General features: G+C 38.5%; 30 protein-coding genes and 1 pseudogene. 25 read left to right on the top strand and 6 right to left on the bottom strand.

The window, feature by feature from the left end; genetic code table 11:
• Nucleotides 1-106: 106 nt before the first annotated feature.
• A complete protein-coding gene (locus EEI45_RS02655; RefSeq protein ID WP_125164045.1) occupies nucleotides 107-535 on the bottom strand; it encodes a YhcH/YjgK/YiaL family protein in 429 nt (142 codons plus the stop codon).
• Nucleotides 536-722: 187 nt separating this feature from the next.
• On the opposite strand from EEI45_RS02655, the gene EEI45_RS08530 reads away from it, so the two are divergent.
• From EEI45_RS08530 to mltG, 3 genes are all read left to right on the top strand, one after another.
• Entirely contained in the window at nucleotides 723-875 is a 153-nt protein-coding gene (locus EEI45_RS08530; RefSeq protein ID WP_164503748.1) for a hypothetical protein, read from the top strand.
• Between the two features lie 136 nt (nucleotides 876-1,011).
• Nucleotides 1,012-1,233: a sulfurtransferase TusA family protein gene (locus tag EEI45_RS02660; RefSeq protein ID WP_125164046.1), complete on the top strand. Its 222-nt coding sequence runs from the start codon at nucleotides 1,012-1,014 to the stop codon at nucleotides 1,231-1,233.
• A 30-nt stretch (nucleotides 1,234-1,263) separates the two neighbouring features.
• On the top strand, nucleotides 1,264-2,343 hold the full coding sequence (gene mltG / locus EEI45_RS02665; protein WP_125164047.1) for an endolytic transglycosylase MltG: 1,080 nt from the start codon (nucleotides 1,264-1,266) through the stop codon (nucleotides 2,341-2,343).
• A 39-nt stretch (nucleotides 2,344-2,382) separates the two neighbouring features.
• Here mltG and EEI45_RS02670 read toward each other — a convergent pair whose 3' ends face one another.
• Nucleotides 2,383-3,285 (bottom strand): LysR family transcriptional regulator, encoded by a 903-nt coding sequence (locus tag EEI45_RS02670; RefSeq protein ID WP_125164048.1) that lies wholly within the window; start codon nucleotides 3,283-3,285, stop codon nucleotides 2,383-2,385.
• Between the two features lie 224 nt (nucleotides 3,286-3,509).
• On the opposite strand from EEI45_RS02670, the gene EEI45_RS02675 reads away from it, so the two are divergent.
• From EEI45_RS02675 to EEI45_RS08930, 4 genes are all read left to right on the top strand, one after another.
• Nucleotides 3,510-4,073, top strand: coding sequence for a DNA-3-methyladenine glycosylase I (locus EEI45_RS02675; RefSeq protein ID WP_125164049.1), 564 nt, complete (start codon nucleotides 3,510-3,512; stop codon nucleotides 4,071-4,073).
• A gap of 111 nt (nucleotides 4,074-4,184) precedes the next feature.
• Nucleotides 4,185-4,358 carry a hypothetical protein gene (locus EEI45_RS08535; protein WP_164503749.1) on the top strand — a complete coding sequence of 58 codons (174 nt, stop codon included), beginning with the start codon at nucleotides 4,185-4,187 and terminating at the stop codon, nucleotides 4,356-4,358.
• A 604-nt stretch (nucleotides 4,359-4,962) separates the two neighbouring features.
• Nucleotides 4,963-5,220, top strand: coding sequence for a DDE-type integrase/transposase/recombinase (locus EEI45_RS10015; RefSeq protein ID WP_407644012.1), 258 nt, complete (start codon nucleotides 4,963-4,965; stop codon nucleotides 5,218-5,220).
• Between the two features lie 20 nt (nucleotides 5,221-5,240).
• Complete coding sequence (locus EEI45_RS08930; protein ID WP_267128138.1) at nucleotides 5,241-5,363, top strand: hypothetical protein; 123 nt, start codon at nucleotides 5,241-5,243, stop codon at nucleotides 5,361-5,363.
• A gap of 72 nt (nucleotides 5,364-5,435) precedes the next feature.
• Here EEI45_RS08930 and EEI45_RS02690 read toward each other — a convergent pair whose 3' ends face one another.
• Entirely contained in the window at nucleotides 5,436-5,597 is a 162-nt protein-coding gene (locus tag EEI45_RS02690) for an amino acid permease (RefSeq protein ID WP_125164050.1), read from the bottom strand.
• Between the two features lie 62 nt (nucleotides 5,598-5,659).
• A complete protein-coding gene (locus EEI45_RS02695; RefSeq protein WP_125164051.1) occupies nucleotides 5,660-6,073 on the bottom strand; it encodes an NUDIX hydrolase in 414 nt (137 codons plus the stop codon).
• Nucleotides 6,074-6,242: 169 nt separating this feature from the next.
• On the opposite strand from EEI45_RS02695, the gene EEI45_RS08935 reads away from it, so the two are divergent.
• Genes EEI45_RS08935 through EEI45_RS02710 form a run of 4 tightly spaced genes read left to right on the top strand, consistent with a single transcriptional unit; the run spans nucleotide 6,243 to nucleotide 9,662 of the window.
• Complete coding sequence (locus EEI45_RS08935) at nucleotides 6,243-7,094, top strand: Sapep family Mn(2+)-dependent dipeptidase (RefSeq protein WP_228410469.1); 852 nt, start codon at nucleotides 6,243-6,245, stop codon at nucleotides 7,092-7,094.
• 54 nt (nucleotides 7,095-7,148) lie between these two features.
• Complete coding sequence (locus EEI45_RS08940) at nucleotides 7,149-7,571, top strand: M20/M25/M40 family metallo-hydrolase (RefSeq protein ID WP_228410470.1); 423 nt, start codon at nucleotides 7,149-7,151, stop codon at nucleotides 7,569-7,571.
• A gap of 27 nt (nucleotides 7,572-7,598) precedes the next feature.
• Nucleotides 7,599-9,146, top strand: a complete 1,548-nt coding sequence (locus tag EEI45_RS02705; protein ID WP_125164052.1) for a YfcC family protein — start codon at nucleotides 7,599-7,601, stop codon at nucleotides 9,144-9,146.
• A gap of 15 nt (nucleotides 9,147-9,161) precedes the next feature.
• Entirely contained in the window at nucleotides 9,162-9,662 is a 501-nt protein-coding gene (locus EEI45_RS02710; protein WP_125164053.1) for a GNAT family N-acetyltransferase, read from the top strand.
• A 310-nt stretch (nucleotides 9,663-9,972) separates the two neighbouring features.
• Here EEI45_RS02710 and EEI45_RS02715 read toward each other — a convergent pair whose 3' ends face one another.
• The gene (locus EEI45_RS02715) at nucleotides 9,973-10,800 is read right to left on the bottom strand and encodes a MerR family transcriptional regulator (RefSeq protein ID WP_125164054.1); all 828 of its coding nucleotides are present in this window, start codon (nucleotides 10,798-10,800) and stop codon (nucleotides 9,973-9,975) included.
• A gap of 81 nt (nucleotides 10,801-10,881) precedes the next feature.
• Here EEI45_RS02715 and EEI45_RS02720 point away from each other — a divergent pair, with 81 nt between their 5' ends.
• The 14 genes and pseudogenes from EEI45_RS02720 to EEI45_RS02765 all read left to right on the top strand — a co-directional run bounded on the left by EEI45_RS02720 (nucleotide 10,882) and on the right by EEI45_RS02765 (nucleotide 23,290).
• A complete protein-coding gene (locus EEI45_RS02720; protein WP_125164055.1) occupies nucleotides 10,882-12,624 on the top strand; it encodes an ABC transporter ATP-binding protein in 1,743 nt (580 codons plus the stop codon).
• Entirely contained in the window at nucleotides 12,611-14,374 is a 1,764-nt protein-coding gene (locus EEI45_RS02725; RefSeq protein ID WP_125164056.1) for an ABC transporter ATP-binding protein, read from the top strand. Before EEI45_RS02720 ends, EEI45_RS02725 begins: the two co-directional genes overlap by 14 nt.
• Nucleotides 14,375-14,606: 232 nt before the next feature.
• Nucleotides 14,607-14,840 (top strand): hypothetical protein, encoded by a 234-nt coding sequence (locus tag EEI45_RS10060; protein WP_228410471.1) that lies wholly within the window; start codon nucleotides 14,607-14,609, stop codon nucleotides 14,838-14,840.
• Nucleotides 14,841-14,852: 12 nt separating this feature from the next.
• A pseudogene (locus tag EEI45_RS02730) lies at nucleotides 14,853-15,704 on the top strand (thiamine pyrophosphate-dependent enzyme); the annotation flags it as partial.
• A 1-nt stretch (nucleotide 15,705) separates the two neighbouring features.
• Nucleotides 15,706-16,686, top strand: a complete 981-nt coding sequence (locus EEI45_RS02735; RefSeq protein ID WP_125164057.1) for an alpha-ketoacid dehydrogenase subunit beta — start codon at nucleotides 15,706-15,708, stop codon at nucleotides 16,684-16,686.
• A 9-nt stretch (nucleotides 16,687-16,695) separates the two neighbouring features.
• Nucleotides 16,696-16,962: a biotin/lipoyl-containing protein gene (locus EEI45_RS08950; RefSeq protein ID WP_228410472.1), complete on the top strand. Its 267-nt coding sequence runs from the start codon at nucleotides 16,696-16,698 to the stop codon at nucleotides 16,960-16,962.
• Between the two features lie 30 nt (nucleotides 16,963-16,992).
• Entirely contained in the window at nucleotides 16,993-17,940 is a 948-nt protein-coding gene (locus tag EEI45_RS02740) for a dihydrolipoamide acetyltransferase family protein (protein ID WP_228410473.1), read from the top strand.
• 3 nt (nucleotides 17,941-17,943) lie between these two features.
• Nucleotides 17,944-18,252, top strand: coding sequence for an FAD-dependent oxidoreductase (locus EEI45_RS09880; RefSeq protein ID WP_267128140.1), 309 nt, complete (start codon nucleotides 17,944-17,946; stop codon nucleotides 18,250-18,252).
• Nucleotides 18,213-19,367 (top strand): dihydrolipoyl dehydrogenase, encoded by a 1,155-nt coding sequence (gene lpdA, locus EEI45_RS02745; protein WP_267128141.1) that lies wholly within the window; start codon nucleotides 18,213-18,215, stop codon nucleotides 19,365-19,367. The genes EEI45_RS09880 and lpdA overlap by 40 nt, the downstream gene beginning before the upstream one ends.
• Nucleotides 19,368-19,378: 11 nt before the next feature.
• Nucleotides 19,379-19,525, top strand: coding sequence for a hypothetical protein (locus EEI45_RS08955; RefSeq protein WP_228410474.1), 147 nt, complete (start codon nucleotides 19,379-19,381; stop codon nucleotides 19,523-19,525).
• A gap of 25 nt (nucleotides 19,526-19,550) precedes the next feature.
• Entirely contained in the window at nucleotides 19,551-20,426 is an 876-nt protein-coding gene (locus EEI45_RS02750) for a PTS transporter subunit IIC (RefSeq protein WP_228410475.1), read from the top strand.
• Nucleotides 20,427-21,323: a phosphate acyltransferase gene (locus EEI45_RS02755; protein WP_125164058.1), complete on the top strand. Its 897-nt coding sequence runs from the start codon at nucleotides 20,427-20,429 to the stop codon at nucleotides 21,321-21,323. It begins immediately after the preceding gene.
• Nucleotides 21,323-22,378, top strand: a complete 1,056-nt coding sequence (buk, locus tag EEI45_RS02760) for a butyrate kinase (protein ID WP_125164059.1) — start codon at nucleotides 21,323-21,325, stop codon at nucleotides 22,376-22,378. The genes EEI45_RS02755 and buk overlap by 1 nt, the downstream gene beginning before the upstream one ends.
• Nucleotides 22,379-22,393: 15 nt before the next feature.
• Complete coding sequence (locus EEI45_RS02765; RefSeq protein WP_125164060.1) at nucleotides 22,394-23,290, top strand: LysR family transcriptional regulator; 897 nt, start codon at nucleotides 22,394-22,396, stop codon at nucleotides 23,288-23,290.
• Between the two features lie 39 nt (nucleotides 23,291-23,329).
• Here EEI45_RS02765 and EEI45_RS02770 read toward each other — a convergent pair whose 3' ends face one another.
• Nucleotides 23,330-24,163: a helix-turn-helix transcriptional regulator gene (locus EEI45_RS02770; RefSeq protein WP_125164061.1), complete on the bottom strand. Its 834-nt coding sequence runs from the start codon at nucleotides 24,161-24,163 to the stop codon at nucleotides 23,330-23,332.
• Nucleotides 24,164-24,254: the final 91 nt, after the last annotated feature.

The raw sequence follows: 24,254 nt of genomic DNA on the forward strand, positions 1-24,254 counted from the left end.
GATCCAAAGGTATCGTTGTTTTAGTGTAGTCATAAAGCCTCCAATTTTCTCTATAATAAAAAGATTCATCGTGCAAGTCTATGAAAGCGAAAAACTGCCGAAGCAGTTAAATTCGAACTTTATAGACAATTTTAGAGATGGGGTTGTTCCCAGTAAGATCATAGCCCACTTTATGTGCTTCATGTTCAAAGAAAATCACAAACGTATTGGGTTTTAAGATACCTTCCCCTTGATGCGGTTCACAATCTCCAAATAAGATATCATGCGCTTCATCATAGTTTGTTTGATGGACAAGATTGTCTTTATGCGTCATTTTAAAAAACTCATTTCCCTCTAACACAACATGCACATCATAATAAATGCGATGCAATTCATATGATTTTTCTGCTTCAATTCCTGTTTCAAAATGAATGAAGTTTTTAATGAGTGTTGTAGAGGGGTCTAAAAGCCAAGTCTGGATATCCATCAAGATTGCATCCAGGTTTTCATTAATTCCTAAGTATAAATGGGCATTGCTAATATGGTCGTAGATCATATTCAATCCTCCTTGACACCATCATACACAAGATTTCATTCTTATGATTTATTTTTGTGCATTAGTACCATAAACTATGTATTTCATGACATATTGCGACTTTAAGAGGGGTGATTGCGTAAACTAGGGGTAGGGAAGGACGTTTAATTAATTATAATAGATTAAAACACCTTCTCAAATAATAATAATGAGCATAAAACGTTACCATCAAACACATCCCCTTGCACATAAATCGGCGGTTGATTTATGTCGTGTATTGATGCTCTTTATGTTCAACCTTTATTCAATCATTCCCAATGCAGAGTTTATCCATTATTTGCAATTGATTGAATCATCCTAAAACACTGTGTCGGACAACGCAGTGTTTTTTTTTCGCACTTTTTGAATAAATCAGCCTGTGTTTTTGTCGAATAATTCGTTTTACATTGACAAGTCGGATAACTGTTTGTACTATAAACAAAAAAGGAGATGATGATATGAAACGGATTGATTGTTTAGGCGAAATTTGTCCTTATCCCATGCTATTACTTCAAAAAGAATATGATGCCTTATGTTCTGGAGAGTCTGTTTTATTGGTTACAGATCATCATTGTACTTTATCTGCCGTTGGTGTTTATTGTGATGCGCAAGGGTTTCGTTACAGCCCTGATGAGGTAATACCTGGTGTTTGGGAAATTACGATTACCGCAAAACAATAATCATCCGCCATCAAAATCTTGAGGGGTTCTATGAAAGATTTAGAGAAGAAACAGCGTTATGTTTATCTCGCAGCATTCATGATGCTGCTTTTTATTGTATTTGTTAGAGGTGGAGCACGTATTAAAATGAGTCACGATACGTTGCGAAAGCCAGCGACGTCTGAATCGGATGTGATTGTGTTTCTGGTTACAGCTGATGATACCTTGGATACCATTGCTGAGCGTCTTGAAGGACAAGGGATTGTACGATCAAAAAAATTCTTCAAAAAAACGATGCAACGATCCACAACGCAAACCATTAAACCAGGAAATTATTTTTTAGATCGTTCATCAACCTATGAGGAACTTGCAAATCAATTAACCAATCCGGAAAATAAAGTTGGACGGGAAGTTGATATCACATTTCTTCCCAATGATTGGGCTAAAGATTTTGCGTTTAAAATTGGGAGCATTCCCAACCTTAAAGCAGATGATATTTTAGCGTCGTGGAGTGATCCAGTGTACTTAAAATCCCTAAGTAAGGACTATCCGTTTTTAACTGAAGCTGTATTTAACCCATCGTTAAATGTTGGTTTGGAAGGGTATTTTACCCCTGAAACATATCGTTTCTTTACGCAAACAACCGTCGATGCGGTTACGCGAAGACTTTTAGACCAAACCCTTGCGTTTTACCAAGAACATAAAGCTTTGTTTGAATCTCAAAAACTCAGCATCCATGAAATCTATACATTGGCTTCAATTATTAATTTTGAAACCGAAAATTTTGATGATATGAAACGGGTCTCCGGTGTATTTTATAATCGACTCCAATCGGAAATGCCCTTGCAATCCAGTGTTAGCGTCTGTTATGCATTGTATGAATATGAAACTTGGCAACAATGTGAATCCAATACAGATATTGATTCTAAATTTAATACATATCAACATTTAGGACTTCCTATTGGTCCGGTTATGAATCCATCTCAAAATGCCCTCTTAGCTGCAATGGAACCGGAAAGACACCAGTATTATTATTTTGTTGGTGATATGAAGCATCATGATGTTTATTTTGCGGAAACGTTACCAGAACATGAGTATAATGTGGAAACATATGTTGATCCTTATCGATAACCTTAAATACAAAAAAAGCAGAATGAATCTGCTTTTTTTCTAACATTTCGTCGCATCAACTTGATCTTCAATATAACGCATAATTTCTAAGTGTTCTTCCATTGAGTCATCCGTAATGTTTTTTCGGATAAGATGATATTCTGACATAAACTCAAACCCTTCGAGTTTGATTATTTTGAGTTGTTTGTTATAGACTTCTTTTTTGATGGACATATAAGGTAAGAATGCAAGGCCAAATCCACGTACCGTGGAGGTCTTAATGGATTCAGTAGTATCCAATTCATAAGGGATGCGTAATCTTGATTCATCAACATGACATTTCTCAAGTTGTTGGCTGAGTAATTGGCGGCATTTCTGGGACTTCTTCAACATCAAGACTTGATATTGGTAAAGCGCTTCAACGGTCAAAGCGTCAGGGACATCCAATTCGGTACTGGCAACAAGATAGTACGGGTCTTTAATTAAAGGCCGACAATAAAGCGATTCATCAAGGGGCGTTCCAATAATAAATCCGATATCTGCTTTCCCCTCTACAATTTGATTTTCAATTTCAATACTGGATGCGGCTTTCATTTCTAAATCATAGGATTCAAAATTTTCTTTAATACTGTGGATGGTGCAAGGAAGGGCATAAGCATATACAATTGGTGTCGCCATGATATTAATGCGATGATTTTTATCATGTTTTAGATTCTCAACTTCTTTAATCATTTTATCGTGACAGGAAATGAGTCGTGTTGCATATTTTAAAATGACTTCGCCCTCTTCGGTTAGAACCACCCCTTTGTGGGTCCGTTCAAACAAGGTACAGTCAAGATGGGTTTCCATTGCTTTGATTTGTTGACTTAATGCGGGTTGAGAGATATTCGCAAGTTCAGCGGCGCGTGTGATACTTTTATATTTTGCGACATCCACAAATGCACGAAAAAAACTAATATTCATGAGGATTCTCCTTGTGTAATTTAGATAATTATATCACAAGGGTCTTTATTTGGGTTATCAACCAATAAGTAATTGTTATGACAGAAACAATTTTTTCGTTCTTTTTTCTTAAAAGATATAAACCTTGTGAAAACTGTTGTTTTCTAACAAATATTCCCGATTTGAATATCAAATTAACACACTTTTGAGGCAACTTCGGTATAATAAAAGAAAAAGGAGTCTTTATGGAAAAACAACGCTGCGAGTGGGCGAATCGTAATCCCTTGGAAATGATGTATCACGATACAGAATGGGGTCGTAAGTCTGAAGATGATCGCTATTTATTTGAAATGTTGATTTTAGAAGGTATGCAAAGTGGTTTAAGTTGGACGACGATTATTGCGAAACGTGAGGGGATGCGCGAAGCTTTTGCGAATTTCGAACCAGCACGACTGATCCGTTTTACCGAAGAGGATGTAGAGCGTCTTGTTTTAAATCCGAATATTATCCGTCACCGTCTTAAAATTCAGGCAGTCATATCCAATGCACACGCGTATTATAAACTCACAGAGGAACATGATAGTTTGGCAAAGTTTTTATGGCGTTATGTTGATTACAAACCAATCATCAATCATTACCAAGATATGTCCGAAGTTCCTGCATCCACACCCCTTTCCGTTCAAATGAGTAAAGATTTGAAGAAACTGGGATTTAAGTTTGTCGGTCCAACGACAATTTATGCTCTCATGCAAGCTGTAGGCATGGTAGATGATCATTTAGAAGATTGTTTTCTTAAAACACATGAATAATCAAAAAAAGATCCACGTAATCGTGGAGTAGTAAACTAAAAGTAGACAAGTAAAAAAGACTTGTCTACTTTTTTGTGTAATAATAAAATCAGAGATAAAACGGAGGTATTAATGATGGGAAGACCCAAAGGTGGATTAAATAATAAATGGACTTATGAGGATCGTATTAAAGTCGTTACACGTCATATTGATGAACATATAAGTGCTGCGAAACTATCACAAGTCCTAAAGGAACGATTAATGGTTGGATTGATCGATTCATGCGCGATGGTAAAGAGGGTTTAAAACAAGAAAAGACAGGAAATCATTTTCTGCGCTTCATACGAGTAAATCATTAACTGAGCTCGAACGACTTCAACTCGAAATTCTAAAACGAGATATTGAGATTGCACGATTAAAAAGGGTACCAGGTGAAAGGTTGGTGTAAACAAGGAGTTCGTTACTTTAAAGACAAGAATTCCAAATAGCACATGACTTATCTTTTAAACATCCGATTACGTTCATTTTAGATTTATGAATTTGAACCGATCTGGTTATTACAAGTGGTTAAAGCATAAGAATGATCTCAATATTTATGAACAAAAGAGCGATTCTTAGCTTTGTGATTAAAGACTGGCATCGCCGTTTTCAAGTTATGGTTATCATGATATCGCTGCAGTCATGAAAGCAAAGTGATTTAGGGATTGAATTTTCCGATAATTTAATCCACAAGTGTTGCAAGTTTTAAATATTAAATCAAAAGTTAAACACTATTCCTATAAAACCTGGAACACAAAGTCGAATTTATCCTAATATTATAAAGAATCAATGGAGGCAGCAAACCTTTAGAAATTATTGTTTCAGATATGACACATATTCGAAACAAAGGGATTAATATGAATGGACTTTAATGGTTGATACCTTTAACAATGAAATTATCAGTTCTGCATTATCGCGTACAACTGGTGATCCTAAGCCTTACTACAAGTGTCTCGAGGATCTCCTTGCGCTACTTAAGGATAATAAAAACAGCTCCACGATTCTTCACACAGATCAAGGAGCTGTCTACCACTCTAAAGCTTTCGCTAAAGCGCATGAAAATTATAACATAATTAGATCTATGTCGCGAGCTGGAACACCTACAGATAATCAATTATCGAATCATTAAATGGATGGATTAAAGCAGAAATGGCGTGTGATTATCAATACTGGTCCGTAGATAACTTTGAAAATTTTATCGAAGAATATGTACATTATTTCAATTTTGAAAGACCTGCTTACTGTTTAAATTACAAAACCCTATCAATATAAAATGGATAAGGGTTTCTAGTCTTTTATTAATGTCTACTTTTGTTTGACAACTCCACGTAATCGTGGGTCTTTTTAGGCACCAAAAAAGAAAATTAAGGAACCAATCATTAAGGCAATTAGAATCCAGTAGATAAGCATCGCTACCACTTGCTTTTTTGTATCGCTCCATTCTTTCGCATCGACGTAGAAAATCGCAATACATCCGATAACAACTTCAAATAATACTTCTAACATCGTTCCCCTCCCATAATAGATATATTATAAAGCATAGGTTTATGAAATAGTTATCCACTCGATCATTTTTTAGTAAATTTAAGATATGCGTCCAAGGCATTCACGGTCGTTACGGTTAGATTCTGTGGTAATTCATCAAGGGGAAACCAACCCATACCACCCAATGCGTCGGGTTCCATTAGACATGGATTACCGTCGGTAATGTGCGCAAGATATGTTGGGGCAACATAATGCACGCCTTCTTCAATCAAAATATGATTGGTCGCACACAAAAGTTGATCCAATTGGATCTCTAGATTTAGTTCTTCTTTGATTTCGCGTTTTACCGCATCTTCCAAGGTTTGATAGAGTTCAACTTTTCCACCAGGTAAGCTCCAGTGATCTTTTTCTGGACTTTTTTTTCGTAAAACAAGTAGAACTTCACCTTCTTGCAGAATCATGGCACCTACGCCAACACGGGGTTCATTTTTTATCATGAGTATCTCCTTATTATTACATCAAGTATACCGCATCTCATATTGTTTGTGAGTGAGTATCACGAGTTCGGTCAAGGGTAAACAGGAGAAGGGGTACTTTATCCATGCACTCTTTGGTATAATAATAAGAGAACGTTTCAAGGTTGCTTGAAATGAATGAGGAGGATCTATGGACTTAAATACAAAAGTAGAATCAGTTTTTGAAGATTATAAACGTGATTTGGAACGCCTTGTATCGATTGCAAGTGTTCTTGACGAAGAAGGTCAAAAACCATTTGGCCAAGAAATCCAAAAAGCACTTGAAGAAGTGTTAGCGATTGCGAAGGAAATGGGCTTTAATACATTTATCGACCCAGAAGGCTACTACGGTTATGCGGAAATTGGTGAAGGCGAGGAAATGTTTGGTGTGTTGGGACATATGGACGTTGTTCCTGCTGGAAATCTTGCATCATGGAATACCAATCCTTTTGAATTGGTTGAAAAAGATGGCATGTTGTTTGGACGTGGAACTTCCGATGACAAGGGACCAACGTTAGCCGCTATGTATGCATTGAAAATGTTGTTGGATGAAGGGAAATCTTTAAACCAACGTGTTCGCTTTATTTTCGGTACGGATGAGGAATCCTTATGGCGTTGTATGAATGCTTATGTTGCGAAGGAAGAACTTCCAACTCAAGGATTTACACCGGATTCATCTTTCCCATTGATTTATGCGGAAAAAGGGTTGATTGAGTTTACACTCACAACACATCAAATTACCGACATTAAATTTAATGGTGGTGGTGCCTTGAATGCAGTACCGGCTGAAGCATCAACGACATTTGATCCTGAAGTGGTGAAAGCCTTGGATGAATTGGGTTATCCTTATGAAATTAAGGATGATGTGATTACCGTTACGGGTAAAGCCATGCATGCCCAAGTTGCCGATCAAGGTGAAAATGCAATTACGCATTTAGCTCATGCATTGTATACAGCGGGAAAACGAAGTGAAATGATCGATTTTATTGTGGAAAATGCTTAGATCAAACGGTAAACTCATCTTTGGTGATGTTTATGATGATGTATCCGAAAATTAATGCTTAATGTTGGGAAAGTAAGTTTTAAAGAAAACATCCAAGAAATTGGAATTGATATCCGTTTCCCTGTTACTTATCCAAAAGAAGAAGTAGAAACAAATCTTAAAAAAGCAGCCCATGAACATTCGGTTGTTGTAGAATTGTTTGATTATTTAAAATCCATTTATGTGGAAAAAGATTCTGAGTTTATTCAAAGTCTTATGGGTGCATACCAAAGCATTACCGGCGATATGGAATCCGAGCCAAAGACAAGTGGTGGTGCAACGTATGCACGTGCCATGGATAATGTCGTAGCATTTGGTGCCATTTTACCAGGCGGGGTGAAGACAGAACATCAACCAAACGAATGCATCAGTATTAAAGATATGAAAATTGCGATGGCAGTTTATGCGCAAGCATTCTTAAATCTTGTGATTCAGTAAATAGAAGTCAGTAGGGGAAAATAAAGTATGAGTGAAACAAAAAAACGTTTTAAAATGCCTACGTCTTATAAAATTGTCTTTTTTGCTTTAGTTATCACTGCGATTTTGAGTTATGTTGTACCTCAATCGGTTTTTGATAAAGAAGCGGGAAGCATTGTATTTAACGCAGCATTTGGTGAAAACGGTGAAATTATTCGTGGTGTGGGTCTAAGACCGTTTGGCTTTTGGGATGTCTTAATGGACCCAATTCAAGGATTTCAAGCAGCAAGTGATGTTGCGATTGGGATCTTATGTGCCGGTGGTTTCTTGAATGTATTAAATCATGTCGGTGCTTTGGATGCGGGTATTGGTCGTATTCTAGAGCGTTTTGAAGGGAATGTCTTAATTGCGGTGATGATGTTTATCTTTGCCGTATTAGGAACATCATTTGGTTTCTGGGAAGAGATTACAGCGTTCTCAGTTGTGATTGTGCCAATGTTTGTTCTCGCAGGGTACGACGTTATGACCGGATTGGGGGTTCTCTTTATTGGGGCAACAATCGGTAATATGTCCAGTCTTGTGAATCCTTTTTCCACAGGTGCTGCTGTTGCCGCAATTGGAAATCCAGATCTTACAATTGGATCAGGAATTGTATTACGCTCAATAATCTTCTTAGCACTCTATGTTGTTGGGACGATGTTGATGATTCGTTATGCGTCTCGTGTTAAAAAGAATCCAGAAAAATCAGTGTTAGCAGATTGTGAAGGGGTAAATACCCTTGTGGATAAGAATGAATCCTTACCGGAATTCACAACACAACGTAAGTGGTCTGCACTTGTCTTGATTTTAATTGTAGTTATCATCATTCTTGGATACTTCCCATGGGAAGAAATCGCAGGAACTGAGGTGGCAAATATCGTAAACAGTCCATTCACAGCCCTTGCGAAAGTTCCGGTGTTGGGATCCATTTTTGGGGCAGGTCATGTTTCAAGACTTGGAACATGGGGCTTTAATGAGTTTGCATTCCTCTTTGTATTGGGCGCATTCTTACTTAAATTTATAAATAAAATGTCTGAGACAGAATTCTTAGATGTATTTATCGATGGAATGAAAGATTTATTTGGTGTTGTGGTTGTACTTGCGATTGCACGTGGGATCGCAATTATTATGGGGAGTTCCACAGAAGGAATGTCCATCACCTTCATCTATTGGATTTCGGGTGCGTTAAGTGCGGTTCCTACATGGGTGTTTGGTTTATTCGCGATTGCATCGTATGTGCTTATTGGTGTATTCCTTCAATCCACAAGTGGGGTTGCGGGTATCTCGATGCCAATTCTTGGTGCTGTAGCTTCTGCAGTCTTTGCGGCAAGTGCAATTGGTGAATCGGGTGGACAAATTATCTTAATTAGTGCCTTTGTGGCAGGAATTAACTTTATGGCCGCCATTTATCCAAGTGCAACGCTAATGGGAACTTTGGAATTTGTGAATGTTCCTTATGATAAATATCTGAAATTCACACTTCGCATTTTATCAGTCTTATTAATCGTTGCTGCGGTCATCATATCCGTTGCATCTGCAGTTGGATTTGTAAAATAGAACGAGGAAAAAACAATGAACCTAAATTTTAAAAAGTTTACAGCAGAACATATTCCGGCCTATTACACATGGCGTAATGACCCCGAGGTCGCAATTTTTGATCAGTCTCAATTCCTAAGACCGATGTCTTTCGAAGAAGTTGAAACATGGAGTCAGATCATGGTTGATGGGATGACTTATGTCATTTGTGATGGCGACAAACCAATTGGAACGTGTGCATTTATGAACCTCGATCAACGAAATCGTCATGCAGAACTTGCAATTGTAATTGGGGATAAAAATTATTGGGGTAAAGGTTATGGGAAACTTATTATGGCTCAACTTATTGAGTGGGGCTTTGAGGGTCTTAATCTTAATCGCCTTTACCTTCATGTATTTGATTTCAATAAACGTGCCATTGCACTCTATGAAAAAATGGGTTTTGTTGAAGAAGGAAGAATGCGTGAAATGCTTTATCGAAATGGGAAGTATCACGATGTGCTCTGCTATGGTTTATTAAAATCAGAGTTAAAATAAGAAAAGACGCTAGGAATAGCGTCTTTTTTAGTGACTTTGATTGTTTTTCGAGAATGTAAGATAAACTCGAATGTTTAAAAGTAATATTGAAATAAAACATAAGAAAAACAATGGTGGAATAGACCAGGAAACAAAGATCGTTTTGCTGATGAATTCGTAGTATATTCCAAACGGAATAACAAAATGAACAGCAAAGGTAATCAAAAATAAAATAAAACATAAAATAAAACATAAAACGATGTGAACCTTAAAATCTCGGTAAAGATCAAATACAGACTCATGATGCATCGAAATCCCCCCTTTGCACCCCTTATTCTACACTGTTATCATCAAGAATACGAACGGAAAGTTCAATAATAAACTCATCTTCCGTTTTTACGGTAATCTCGTTAATAAGAAGCTTTTCATAGAATGCTTCGTCTAATACAAAGTGGTGTTTCGAAGCGTATGCAATCATCGCATCATAGCCAACAGACAACGTATCGTATGATCCATGATGATAATACGTTAAATAGGTTCCGCCGGGTTTTTCATAAAGATTTACGTTCTCAAGATCTCCAAGGGAAATCGCGTATAAATAATCCAATTCTCGATAACGCTTTTCGAGAATGGCACGCTTAGATGTAATGGAACCCACGTAATTGGTAAAGGTGATGCCATTATCAATACAAAAACTAACATAAGCTTTAAGAAAACTGTGGGGATCTGAACTTACCGTCTGTCGACTAATAATCAAAGACTCGGGTTCAAGAACTTTCACTTCACAAACGTTTGCTTTAGAATGGGCCGCCAAATCCATTAAATCGAGTGTATGTTTTATGAAACTTTGGCTGAGTTTTAATCTCTGGATCTGTTCATCAATTTTTTGGTTTCTTTGTGATAGAATATGAGTAAGGTTCTCGGGGGAACGAACATCCAGATATTCCTTAATATCTGTGAGTGGCATTCCTAAATCTTTTAGGAATGTAATAACAATAAAAGCATAATACTGATGATAGGCGTAGTATCGGTAACCATTTTGATCGGTGAATTCTGGTTTAAATAAATCAATTTCATCGTAATAAAATAAAACATGTTTCGGTACATGACAAATTTTTGCGAATTGACCGGTAGTAAGTTTATCCTTTTTTATGCTCATTATACGTTTTCTCCTTGACTATAAGGTTACCTTATACCTTATTATAGTTCAGTTGCAAAAAAATGTACAGGAGGTAAAACTATGAGATTAATTATTAGATATTTAAAGAAATATAAGATGTTATTTCTATTAAATATTGTCGCAATTCTGGCCTTTGCGCTTGTTGAGTTGGGAATTCCAACAGTCATGGGAACCATGATTAATGAGGGTGTGGGAACACAGAATATGGACTTAATTAAGAGCCAAGGTTTCTTGCTCCTTGGAGTTGCCATTCTTGGAGGTTTGGGGACAATCTTACTTAACTATACGTCGAGTCGTATTGCTACACGTATCACTCGCGATATACGTAACGATATGTTTGAAAAATCTCAAGAATTTTCACACTCTGAGTATAATGAAATCGGGGTATCATCCTTAATTACACGTGTTTCTAATGATGTATACCAATTACAATTGTTTGTTCAAATGTTATTACGTATGGGGCTTCATGCACCGTTTATGATTTTATTCAGTTCGGTTATGATTTTCCGTACCAATCAACGTCTTGCGCTTGTCATGGCAGGAAGTGTCCCTTTTATCCTTATCGTAGTAGGCATTGTAGGTAAGTTATCGGGACCGCTAAGTCGAAAACAACAAAGTCTTATGGATACCTTGAATCGTGTCACCCGTGAGAATATTACAGGTGTTCGTGTTATTCGTGCCTTCCGTAAGGATAAACATGAAACAGCACGTTTCCAAAAAATTAATAAAGATTATGCAAATGTTTCAAAGAAACTTTTCCGTGTGATGTCACGAGCAGAACCACTGTTCTTCTTTATCCTTGAATTATCCGTACTAACCATTATGTGGACCGCATCGGGGATGGTTGAAGCTGGAACATTAGAAGTTGGTTCAATCGTTGCCTTTTTAGAATACCAGTTCCATGCTTTATTCTCATTGTTGCTGTTTTCAGTTGTATTTATTATGTATCCACGTGCTGCCGTAAGTGCACGTCGTATTGAAGAAGTTTTAAATACAGAACCTATTATTAAAAACCCGGAAAATGGGGTTCATGAAGGTTCTGAAGAAACATCAATCGTCTTTGATCATGTCGATTTCGCATATCCAGATGGTGAGGCAAATGTTTTAGAAAACCTAAACTTCACCGCTAAAAAAGGTGAAACCGTAGCATTTATTGGTTCGACCGGTTCAGGGAAATCCACGTTGATTAACCTTATCGTTCGTTTTTACGATGTCACAAACGGTCGTGTCTTGGTGAACGGGGTTGATGTTCGAGAATGGGATTTATATTCCTTACGTTATAAAGTAGGCTTTATCCCACAAAAATCACTTTTATTCAGTGGTAGTATTTCACAAAACATACGTTATGGAAAAGAAACAGCCAATGATCATGAAGTTGAAGAGAGTGCAGAACTTGCATCCGCTAAGGACTTCATTGAACAAAAACCTGATAAATATAATGAATGGATTAGTGAAGGTGGATCCAATGTATCCGGTGGGCAAAAACAGCGTTTAAGTATAGCGCGTGCGCTTGTACGTAAACCTGAGATTTATATCTTTGATGATAGTTTCTCGGCGCTTGATTATAAAACCGATGCCTTGATTCGAAAGAACCTAAAAGAAGAAACAAAAGATGCAATTATGTTAGTTGTCGCACAACGTATTAGTTCGATTGTGGATGCAGACCGCATTATTGTATTAAATGAAGGAAAAATTGTTGGACAAGGGACTCATCTAGAATTAATCAAGAATTGTCCAATTTACATTCAAATTGCAGAGTCTCAATTCAGTGAAAAGGAGATGGCAAAGTATGAAAAGTTATAAAAAACTCTGGCGTTTTCTAAAGCCTTATAAAGTAAAACTTCTCGGAGCAGTTCTATGTCTTCTTGTTGCTGCTGTCTTAACGGCTGCTGCGCCAATGATTGAAGGATTTGTGACGACACAGCTTGCAAGTGATGTGAAAGATATCAGTTTAAATGTAGCGGGTGCTCACATTCAATTTGATGTGATTCTTCGTATTATTAGTATTCTATTTGTCATTTATGTTACCAATGCATTATCGCGTCTATTCTTGCAATACTTAATTTCAGATGCGATTCAATCTGCAGTATATGACATGCGTATGGAAGTTAAGAAGAAAATGGAACGTCTTCCGGTAAGTTATTTTGATAAGCATTCAGCCGGGGATTTGATGGCGCGTATGTCTACTGACATTGAAGCCTTATCAGGTGCACTCCAACAATCCTTTGCGCAAGTTGTTATGGCTGTATTAGGAATTATTTTTGCGGTCATCTTGATGATTTCAATTGACTTTACGATGGCCCTTGTGGGGATTGCGATTATTCCATTAAGTATCCTTGTTGCACGTTTTATTATGAAGCGATCACAAGTACTTTTTACTCGTCAACAAGAAGTATTGGGAAATATGTTCTCAGTTGTTCAAGAAAAATTTACAGGATTTAAGGAGATTAAACTCTATAACTATCAAGAAAATGCAACGGAAGATTTCCGTAAAGCCAATGAGGAATTGTGCGAAAATGGATTTAAAGCAAACTTTTTCTCAGGGTTAATGACACCGAGTGTTTCCATGATTACTTATATTGCGATTGCACTTTCTGTATACATGGGTGCCATCCGTATTATTGAAGGTGCTATGGCTGTTGGGGCTTTACAAGCTTTTATTCGTTATATTTGGCAAGTAAACCAACCGTTATCACAAATTACGCAAATGGCTCCAACCATTCAAGCATCAATTGCTGCGATGGATCGTGTGTTTGAATATTTAGAAGAACCCGATGATGTTTATGACATTGAAAATCCAGTGATGATTGATGATTACGAGGGTTCAGTATCGTTTGAAAATGTATATTTTGGATACGGGGAAAAACCCGTTATTCAAGATTTATCCGTTGATATTAACCCGGGGGAAATGGTTGCGATTGTTGGACCGACAGGGGCTGGAAAGACAACCATTATCAACCTTCTTATGCGTTTTTATGACGTTAATGAAGGATCGATTAAAATTGATGGGATTGATATTCGTGATATGAAACGTGATGATTTGCGTTCTCTATTTGGTATGGTTCTTCAAGATACATGGCTCTTTAGTGGAAAAATTAAAGAGAATATTGCTTATGGAAAACCGGATGCGACCGATGAAGAAATTATCGATGCAGCCAAACGAACCAACGTCCACCACTTTATCACAACCTTACCGAATGGGTATGACATGGTTCTCAATGAGGAATCATCAAATATTTCAAATGGAGAAAAACAATTAATAACAATTGCGCGAGCACTGTTAAGTGATCCGAAAATCTTGATTCTTGATGAGGCAACCAGTTCGGTTGATACACGACTTGATGCAATGATTCAAGAAGCGATGGCTGAGTTGATGAAGGGACGCACAAGTTTTGTGATTGCGCACCGCCTCTCAACCATTAAAAATGCAGACAAAATTCTTGTCGTTAAAGATGGGAATATCATTGAAATGGGAAATCATCATGAATTGATGGCTCAAGGTGGCTTCTATGCCGATCTTTATAACAGTCAATTTGCGGATGACCAAGAATAATACATGTCGTTTTTAGGACTGTTGACAGAAATGTCAGCAGTCTTTTTTGTGTCCATAAATAATATTTTGTTTGGGTATAAATAGTATTTATAGACATAAAAATGTTGTATTGGTCGCGTTTGAGATATCGTCCTATAATGGAGTCAAGAAATGATAGCGCTATCATTCTTTGTAAATTTATTTTTGATCATCCCGATATTGGGAAGATGTCAAAACATAGAAAGGGCACAATATGACAAAAGTAATAGATTACAAGAAGATTCTCAAGGAAACAAATGCGGAGCCGAAGCTGTTCCAAATCATGGACGAACATGGAAAAATCGTCAATAAAGATTACTTTCCAGAGTTAACAGATGCACAGATGGTTGAGATGATGGAGATCATGGTCTGGGGACGTGAATACAACAATCGTGTCAGAATCCTAAGCCGTCAAGGTATTATTGGAAACTTACCGCCTACTGAATGACAAGAAGCGGCACAATTAATCAGCCAATATGCATTGCAAGAGGGTGACTGGTTACTACCAACATACCGTGATGTGCCACCATTGATTCGTCATGGTATTGAGACACGTCAAGCGATGAACTGGTATAACGGTCATACAGATGGATTCTCATACGATCATTCAATCAAAGCATTTCCACCTCAAGTTATTATTGGAGCACAAATTATCCAAGCTGCAGGTGTTGGTTTAGGACTTAAAAAGAATAAAAAAGAGAATGTCGCAATGACTTATATTGGTGATGGTGGGCCTTCCCAAGGGGATTTCTATGAGGGATTAAACTTTGCAGGTGTTTATGATGCGCCGGTTATCTTTATCGCTCAAAATAATGGATTTGGAATCTCAGTACCACGAAGTTTCCAAACAAAATCCGCAACACTATCCCAAAAAGGGATTGGCGTAGGGATTGCGCATCTCTTTGTAGATGGAATGGACCCATTCGCAGTTTATGCTGCGACGAAAGCAGCACGTGAGTATGCAGTTGCAGGAAATGGACCCGTACTGCTTGAGTTCCTAACATTCCGTTATGGACCCCATACATTAAGTGATGATCCACGTCGTTACCGTGAAAATGAACTTGTTGATTCATGGTTACCAAAAGATCAACTCATTCGTATGCGGAAGTTCTTAACAGAAAAAGGGCTATGGTCTGAAGAACAAGAAGCAGCAATTATTGAGAAAACACAAGTTGAAGTTAAAGATGCATTGGATGCATCACGAAAACTTCCAAAACAAAAAATATCAGAATACCTGGCAAATATGTATGAAGTGATGCCACCTTCAATTAAAGAACAATACGATCTTTATGTAGAAAAGGAGAATGCATAAAATGGCTGTTAAGAATATGGTAGAAGCAATTACCGATGGACTTGAGGTAATGTTTGAACATGATGAAAAGGTTTTAATTTTTGGTGAAGATGTTGGGAAAAACGGAGGGGTTTTCCGTGCTACCGATGGTCTTCAAGCAAAATTTGGAGAAGACCGTGTCTTTGATACACCGCTTGCGGAATCAGGAATTTTAGGGCTTTCAATTGGTTTAGGTGTTGAAGGATTTAGACCGCTACCTGAAATTCAATTCTTTGGATTTATTACGGAAGCAATTGATTCGATTACCAACCAAATGGCACGGATGCGTTACCGTACTGAAGGTCAATTATTTGCGCCAATAACCATTCGTAGTCCTTATGGGGGTGGTGTTGCGACACCGGAGATTCACTCAGATAGTTATGAGGGGATGATTGCGCAAATGCCAGGAATGCGTGTTGTGGTTCCATCAAACCCTTATGATGCGAAAGGACTTTTAATTTCATCCATTAAAAGTAATGATCCAGTCTTATTTTTGGAACATTTGAAACTGTATCGTGGTGAAAAAGTAGAAGTGCCAGAAGGCGTTTATGAAGTACCGCTTGATAAGGCAAACATTGTTCGTGAAGGTACAGACATCTCAATTGTTTCATATGGAGCAATGGTTGTGGAAGCACGTAAAGCTGCGGATATCCTTGCGGAAGAAGGCATCAGTGTTGAAGTTGTAGACCTCCGCACGATTGCACCACTTGATATGGGAACCATTGGTGAATCCGTTGCGAAAACCGGACGCGTATTGGTTGTTCAAGAAGCGCAACGTATTGCGGGAGTAGCAAGTCATGTTATGTCTGAAATCAGTGAACGATTCTTCTTAGATCTCGTAGCGCCTGTATCACGCGTAACTGCACCGGATACGACGTATCCTCTACCACAGGCAGAACAAATTTGGTTGCCGAATGCACAGGATATTGTTACATCAGCACGTAAATTAGTACAAGAATATTAGGAGGAACTCATGAATTATAAATTTAATTTACCCGACCTTGGTGAAGGAATCACCGAGAGTGAAATCTTACTTTGGCATGTAAAGCCAGGGGATGCCATTAAAACGGATGACCCGCTCTTTGAAGTTCAAAATGATAAAACAACAATCGAAGTACCATCTCCCGTAAATGGAACGATCAAAAACGTTCTTGTGGAAGCAGGCGCTGTAGCCCAAGTAGGGGATACGCTTGTGGAAATTGAAGTTGACGCTTCGGATTTATCGAAAGATGCGAAATAAGAAGAAAAACCAAGTGTTGAAAAAACTGAAGTGGAATCAAAACCAGCGCCAGTTGTAAGTCAAGGGAAAGCACGCGCAATTCCTTCCGTTCGAAAATATGCACGAGAAAAAGGGATCGATATCGCTCTTGTAACGCCAACTGGAAAACATAATACGGTTACAAAGGAAGACATCGATAACTTTACAGGGGAAGCAGTCGAAGTTGTAGCACCTGAAGTCACAGCACCAAAAGAAGCAGTGAAAGCACCAGTACAAACAGTAGGAACGAATGGATTACTACGTGAAAAGATGACACCGATGCGAAAAGCAACCATGCAAGCAATGGTACAATCAACATCATCCATTCCACGTGTAACGGTCTTTACCAATATCAACGTATCGAAATTGGTAGAACACCGTGATATGTATAAAGATTATGCGAAAGCAGAAGGTGCACGCTTAACATATACGGCATATTTTGTGAAAGCAGCAGTTACCATGTTGAAGAAATATCCAATCTTTAATGCCATGGTGGATGCGGAAAAAGGTGAAATTATCTACCGTGACGCAATTAATATTGGTGTCGCAACCAATACCGATGCTGGCCTCTATGTACCAAATATTAAAAATGCCGATACAAAAAACCTCTTTGAGATTTCAAAAGAAATTGAAACCAATGCACGTCTAGCACAAGAAGGTAAACTTCCGATGGAAGCAAGGCGTGATGGTTCATTCACGATCACAAATGTTGGGGGAATGTCATCGGATGGTGTTTACTCAACACCAATTATCAATGCACCTGAAGTGGGAATTTTAGGAACAGCCAAAATTGAAATGGAGCCGTATGTTACAGAAGATATGACTGTAGCCATCGCACCGTTTATGAAACTATCCTTTACCTTTGATCACCGCATTATCGACGGTGTGGAAGCACAACATGCTTTAGATGAACTTAAAAAAGTTCTAAGCGACCCGAATAAGCTTGTATTGGAGGGATAGAAAATGGTAGTTGGAGATTTCGCGAAACAAGCAGATGTAATTGTTATTGGAAGTGGACCGGGTGGCTATGTCGCAGCCATCCGTGCTGCTCAACTTGGAAAAAAAGTAACCATCATCGAACGGGATGCCATTGGTGGTGCATGTTTAAATGTGGGGTGTATTCCATCAAAAGCCATGATTCATGCAAGCAGTGAATACGCAAAAACACAAATCAAAACACCCTTTGGTTTGAGTTATGGCAAAACAAGTTTTGATATGAAACAGGCAAAAGCATGGAAAGACAAGGAAGTTGTAAAGACAAGGAAGTTGTAAAGACCTTAACCTCAGGAATTGGTGCACTTTTAAAGAAAAACAAAGTTGAAATTGTTAAGGGTGAAGCACACTTTATGTCGGAAGATAAGATTCGTGTTGTAAATGAGATGGATGTTCAAACATTTTCATTTAAAGATGTCGTCATCGCAACCGGAAGCAGACCCATTGAAATTCCAGGATTTAAATTTGGTAAGAGAATTTTAGATTCTACCGGGGCGCTTGATCTCGATGTGGTACCAAAATCATTAACCATCGTTGGTGGTGGGTATATCGGTTGTGAACTTGCAGGTGTTTTCGCAAACCTTGGAACTGAAGTCACAATTCTTGAAGGTGCACCCAATATTTTGCCCCTTTTTGAAAAAGACTTAAGCGCTTATGTTGTGGATAATTTTAAAGAAAAAAATGTCACAATCCATACCAATGTGAAGGCTGAATCTGCGAAGGTTAAAAATGACATCGTAACAATCACTTACAGTCAGGAAGGGAAGTCAATCACACATCAATCAGAATATGTCCTGGTAACGGTGGGGCGTCGTCCTAATACTGATGACTTAGGTCTTGAGTACGCAGGTGTTGCAGTGGGAGAACGCGGTCTTATTGACGTGAATGATCAAGGTAAAATCAGTGTCTCAAATATTTATGCAATTGGTGATGTTATCGCAGGTCCTGCACTTGCCCATAAGGCGAGTTATGAAGCGAAAGTCGTAGCAGAAGTGATTGCAGGACAAACAGCTGGATTTGATTATACGGTTATTCCATCCGTAAGTTACACCGATCCTGAAATTGCAGTTGTTGGAATGAATGCAACCGAGGCAAAGGCTCAAGGCATTCAAGCAAAAGCATTCAAATTCCCTTATGGAGCAAACGGACGTGCCTTATCCATGAATGATACACAAGGATTTGTCCGACTTACCGTAGAAACGGAAACAGGATTTATTTTAGGAGCAGAAATTGTAGGGGCCCAAGCCAGTGAATTGCTTGCGGAACTTACCATGGCTATTGAATCCCAATTAACGGTTGAAGATATCGCGTTAATTATTCATACACATCCAAGCTTATCGGAAATGATTATGGATACAGCAGAATTGGCTCTGGGTTATCCCATCCATCTCTAGAAAGGGTTATCATGAAAAAAATATTTGATAAAGGATTTGGAATGAAAATACTAAATGGGGTGGCGATTGGTTCCGTTGTTGTATTGATACCCGGTGCCTTGCTGAATGAAATCTTTAAAGCACTTTTACCCATTTTCCACAAGGCCAATTTGTTTTAACGGCAACATCATTTGAATGATCTTAATGGGTGTTGTCATTGGTGTTGCAGTGTCAATGATGTTTAAGTTTACGCCAATTCAGACCGCTTCGGTAGGAATGGCAACCGCATTTGCCTCCGGTGGGTGGAAGCTTGCAGAAGATGGAACGTTTATGCTTAAAGGCAGTGGTGACATCATTAACATGGCACTAACAGCAACGTTTGCGGTAATCTTAATCCTTGCTGTTGCCGATAAATTTAAAGCATATGCCATGTTGTTAACACCAACACTTGTCCTCATTGTTGCAGGGGGGTTGGGAATGATTACACTCCCTTACGTACAAATGATTACCGGTGCGATGGCACACTTAATCAGTAACCTCCTACAACTTCAACCACTCCTCATGTCCATCTTGGTATCCATGATTTTTGCGATGATGATCGTATCCCCACTCTCTACAGTTGGGATTGCTCTTGCCGTCAATTTATCCGGTGTCGGATCCGCGGCAGCGAATGTGGGAATCTGTGCAGCTGCATTTGGGCTTGCAATTACAGGTTGGAAATCGAATGAACTGGGAACTAAAATTGCTTTGATGTTAGGTTCACCAAAAATGGCGATGCCAAATGTTATGAAAAAGCCTAAGATTATGATTCCTGTTTTATGTAATGCAGCACTAAGCGCTATCGTAGTTGTTTTACTTAATCAACAAGGAACTCCCATGTCAGCAGGATTTGGAATTAGTGGACTGATAGGACCCATCAATGCCATTAACCTTGCGGGTGGTTGGACTTTTGGTAACATCATCAATGCCGTGCTTGCCTTTGTGGTAATGCCAATCGGACTTGCAATTGTATTTAGAAAAGTCTTTACCGAAATGAAACCAGTCGTAACGGTGGATGATTATCATATTGAGGTACAATAAATGAAAAATTTTGTAGAATTGGAGGCACGTTTAGTACGAGAACGCATGACGCAAAAGCGTCTTGCCCTCGTATGTGCGGATGAAGTGAATACACTTGAAGCGGTTATCGAGATGGAAGAACGTGGGTATATCAAACCCATTCTTCTAGGGGATAAAGAAGCAATTCAAAATGTTATTCGCGAAAACAACCTCGCGGTAAATTATCAAATTATTCATTGCGACCAACCGCAAGAAGCGGCTCAAAAAGCTGTAGCTCTGGCAAAAGCGGGAGATGTGGATCTGATTATGAAAGGGTTGATTCAAACCAGTGATTTATTATCGGCGGTTGTGAAGCGTGAAACAGGCATTCGCGAGCAAAAAGTCTTATCACATGTTGCGGTTGTGGAAATTCCGTACAAAGAAACGATGTATATCATGAGTGATGGGGGTATGATTCCTACGCCTAATTTTGATCAAAAAGTAGGGATTATTGAAAACAGCATTCAACTTGCGCATGCTCTCGGGATTGAGGAACCTAAAGTAGAATTGTTGGATGCTGCTGAGCATACCAATCCCCATATTCAATCTTCCGTTGATTCAGAAACTTTAAGTCAACGCGCGTGGGAACATGCGATTGTAGAAGGACCGATATCCCTTGATCTTGCGGTATCTAAAAATGCTGCAACCATTAAAAAATGGTCAGGACGTATTCAAGGGGATGCCAATATTCTTATTACTCCAGATATTATAAGTGGAAATATTTTGGGTAAAGTTGGAACCCTTTTCACCGATGGGAAAATGGCAGGTGTCATTCAAGGTGCGAAAGTACCCATCATTCTTACATCCCGTGGTTCAAATCGTGATGAAAAAATTAATTCAATCTTACTTGCATGTTCGATTGCGAAAGGGGATTTATAATGTATATTCTAGTAATCAATCCTGGGGCCAGCTCCACAAAGTTTGCGCTCTTTGATGACGAACGCGAGTTGATGCGCGATGATCTCAAAATACCTTTAGAAAAAGTAGAAGCGTATCAAACGTTAGAGGATCAATTGGAAGACCGTTATGCCTCAATTTATAATGCATTGGTTGAACACGAATTTGATCCGAAAAAAATTGAAATTGCTGTGGGACGTGGTGGTATTTTGCCACCGGTTGAAGCCGGTGCGATTGCAGTTACGGACACACTCATTGATTATCTTTTACATAAAGCTGAAGTTATTCACCATGCAAATCTTGGTGCTTCGATCGCTCAGAAATTCGTTGATCAAGCAGAAAATTGTACGGCGTATATTTACGATCCAATCTCCGTCGATCAAATGGATCCCATTGCCCGTATCTCTGGATTAAAGGGTATTGAACGTAAAAGTATTGGACACATGTTAAATTCGCGTGCTGTTGCCATAGAACATGCGAAATCCCTTCAAACTCCTTATAACAAACTCAACATGATTGTTGTCCATGCGGGTAGTGGTATTACTGTCACAGCACACAAGCAAGGTCGTATGATTGATCTTGTTGGTGATGATGAAGGTGCCTTTTCACCGGAACGAAGTGGTGGTTTACCCTTACGTCCCTTTATGAATCTATGCTATAATAATGACAAGGAAGCGGTTACAAAACTAACCCGTCATCAAGGTGGTCTGATCTCCTATTTTGAGACCAATGATGTCCGAATTGTCGAAGCAATGATTGAAGAGGGTCATGAAGAAGCAGCGCTCGTATTAGAGGCAATGGCTTATCAAATTGCGAAAAGTATTGGTACTCTAAGTATTGTGCTTGAAGGTAAGGTTGATAGTATCGTGATCAGTGGGGGATTTGCGCGTTCGAATCAAGTCATGAATTGGATTGAAGAACGTGTATCGTTTATTGCACCGGTTGCGATTTATCCGGGAGAATTTGAACTTGAAGCACTTGCTTCGGGAGGATTAAGAGCATTTCATAAACTCGAAACCACTCATTATTTCGAATAGAATTAAGAGGTAGCTATGGAAATTAGAGAGGTGAAATACTTTATTGCTGTTATAGAAGCAGGGAGTTTTACTGCTGCCGCTAAAACGTTACACATGACGCAACCAGCCCTCAGTTGGAACATCAAACAACTTGAGGCTAAACTTGAGACGCAACTCATTGAGCGAACTCAAACGGGCGTCAGTGTAACAGAAAGTGGGCAAGTGTTTTACGATGGTGCGAAAGATGTAATTGCGCATCTTAATCGATTGGATCGATTAATGAAGTCTGAAGCCCAACGCATTCGTCGTAAAATTCGATTTGGACTTACCATCCTTTCTTCGATTAACTACATGGATCAATTTCAAGGATATGTCGGCAAATATCCACAAGTAGAATTAAATTTTGTACAACGAGGTTCCAAGGAAATTCAGGACATGCTTATCCAAGATAAACTGGATGCTGCTTTGATTTCAGAACCCATTTATTACTCAAAACTTGAAGAGAATGCAAAACGATTAGATGGGTATTATTATGACGTGGGTGTGGTTGTCGCCAAAGATCATCCACTGGCGAATCGTGAGCGTCTCACGCTTCGGGATATTATGACAGAATCTTTTGCATTAGTGTCAGATGCTTATGCAATAGGACAAGAAGTACCCCGTCGATGCAAAGAACTGGGGTTTATTCCAGCTATAAATTATCGTAATGACAACTGGGAAGTAGTACTTGAACATGTGGCTGCATATGGTTCCGTAACCATACTTCCTGTTGATCTTCTCCACATCATTGCACGCGATGATGTGGAGTGGATTGAATTGGATGATGAAATCAGTCGGTTCCATCTCCAACTGGTGATCAATTACGATAAAACACATGTGGATGAGTATGCAATATTTCAAAATTTATATGAAGAGTTGATGGTGAATCATTAGAAAACGAACCCAGATAATCTTGGGTTCGTTTTTATTTTGTTATTGCGATAGTGTGCTGTGGTGTTTACGGTAGGGACTTGGCGACATGGATTCCACATTTTTTAAAAATTGAGAAAAATAGGAAGGTGAGCGAAACCCTACAATATCTGAAATTTGTGTAATCGATAAGTCAGTATTCACAAGAAGCTTTTTGGCTTCAATCATTCGTTTTCGTAACAGATAATCAATCGGAGACAGTCCAGTTTGCTCCTTGAATATATGAGACAAATAGAACTTATTTAAAAACGTGAGGGATGCTAGATGATCAAGTGTAATATTTTCGCGATAATGGAGGGTAAGGTAATGCTCCAAGAAAATACAGTCCTTATTTTCACCACTGCTTGATGTCTCAACATCAAGCAGTGATGTCGTGCGTCGCATCGTGTTTAAAACCAATACACGTAATAAGTTATCCACAATGAGTTCAGACATCTCATCATGTGTCTTTCCTGCCTCCAAGATTGCTTTAATATAAAACAGAATTTCATGTTTATAATCTTCGTAATTATGAATCGACACGCCAGGATGTTCGTTTTGCTCGGTGGAAAATTCAACCCCATCAATACCTAAAACGATATATTCCAATCCACTTTCAGCATCACTGCATTCCGTATGTAAAACATTTGGGTTAATGATAATTAAGTCATCTGCTTGGATGGGGAGTTTAAGGTTATCGGCAAAGCGGAAATAACCACTTCCTCGTACAACATACATTAATTCAGCAAATGGATGTGAATGGAGCGTTGAGTGCCAATCTGAGTCAAAGCGAGAACTATCAATATAGAGTAATTTAAGTCGGTTAAGGCGTTTTGTAAGATCGTGTTTTGTTTCCATAAGTACCCCCTACTATAATTAAAGTATATTATCATTTTGTGAATTAAACAAGATACCATAAGAATCTAACAACATCTCAATTGCTTTGAGT

The sequence above is a fragment of the Erysipelothrix piscisicarius genome (genome assembly GCF_003931795.1).
Taxonomy (GTDB): Bacteria; Bacillota_I; Bacilli_A; order Erysipelotrichales; family Erysipelotrichaceae; genus Erysipelothrix; species Erysipelothrix piscisicarius.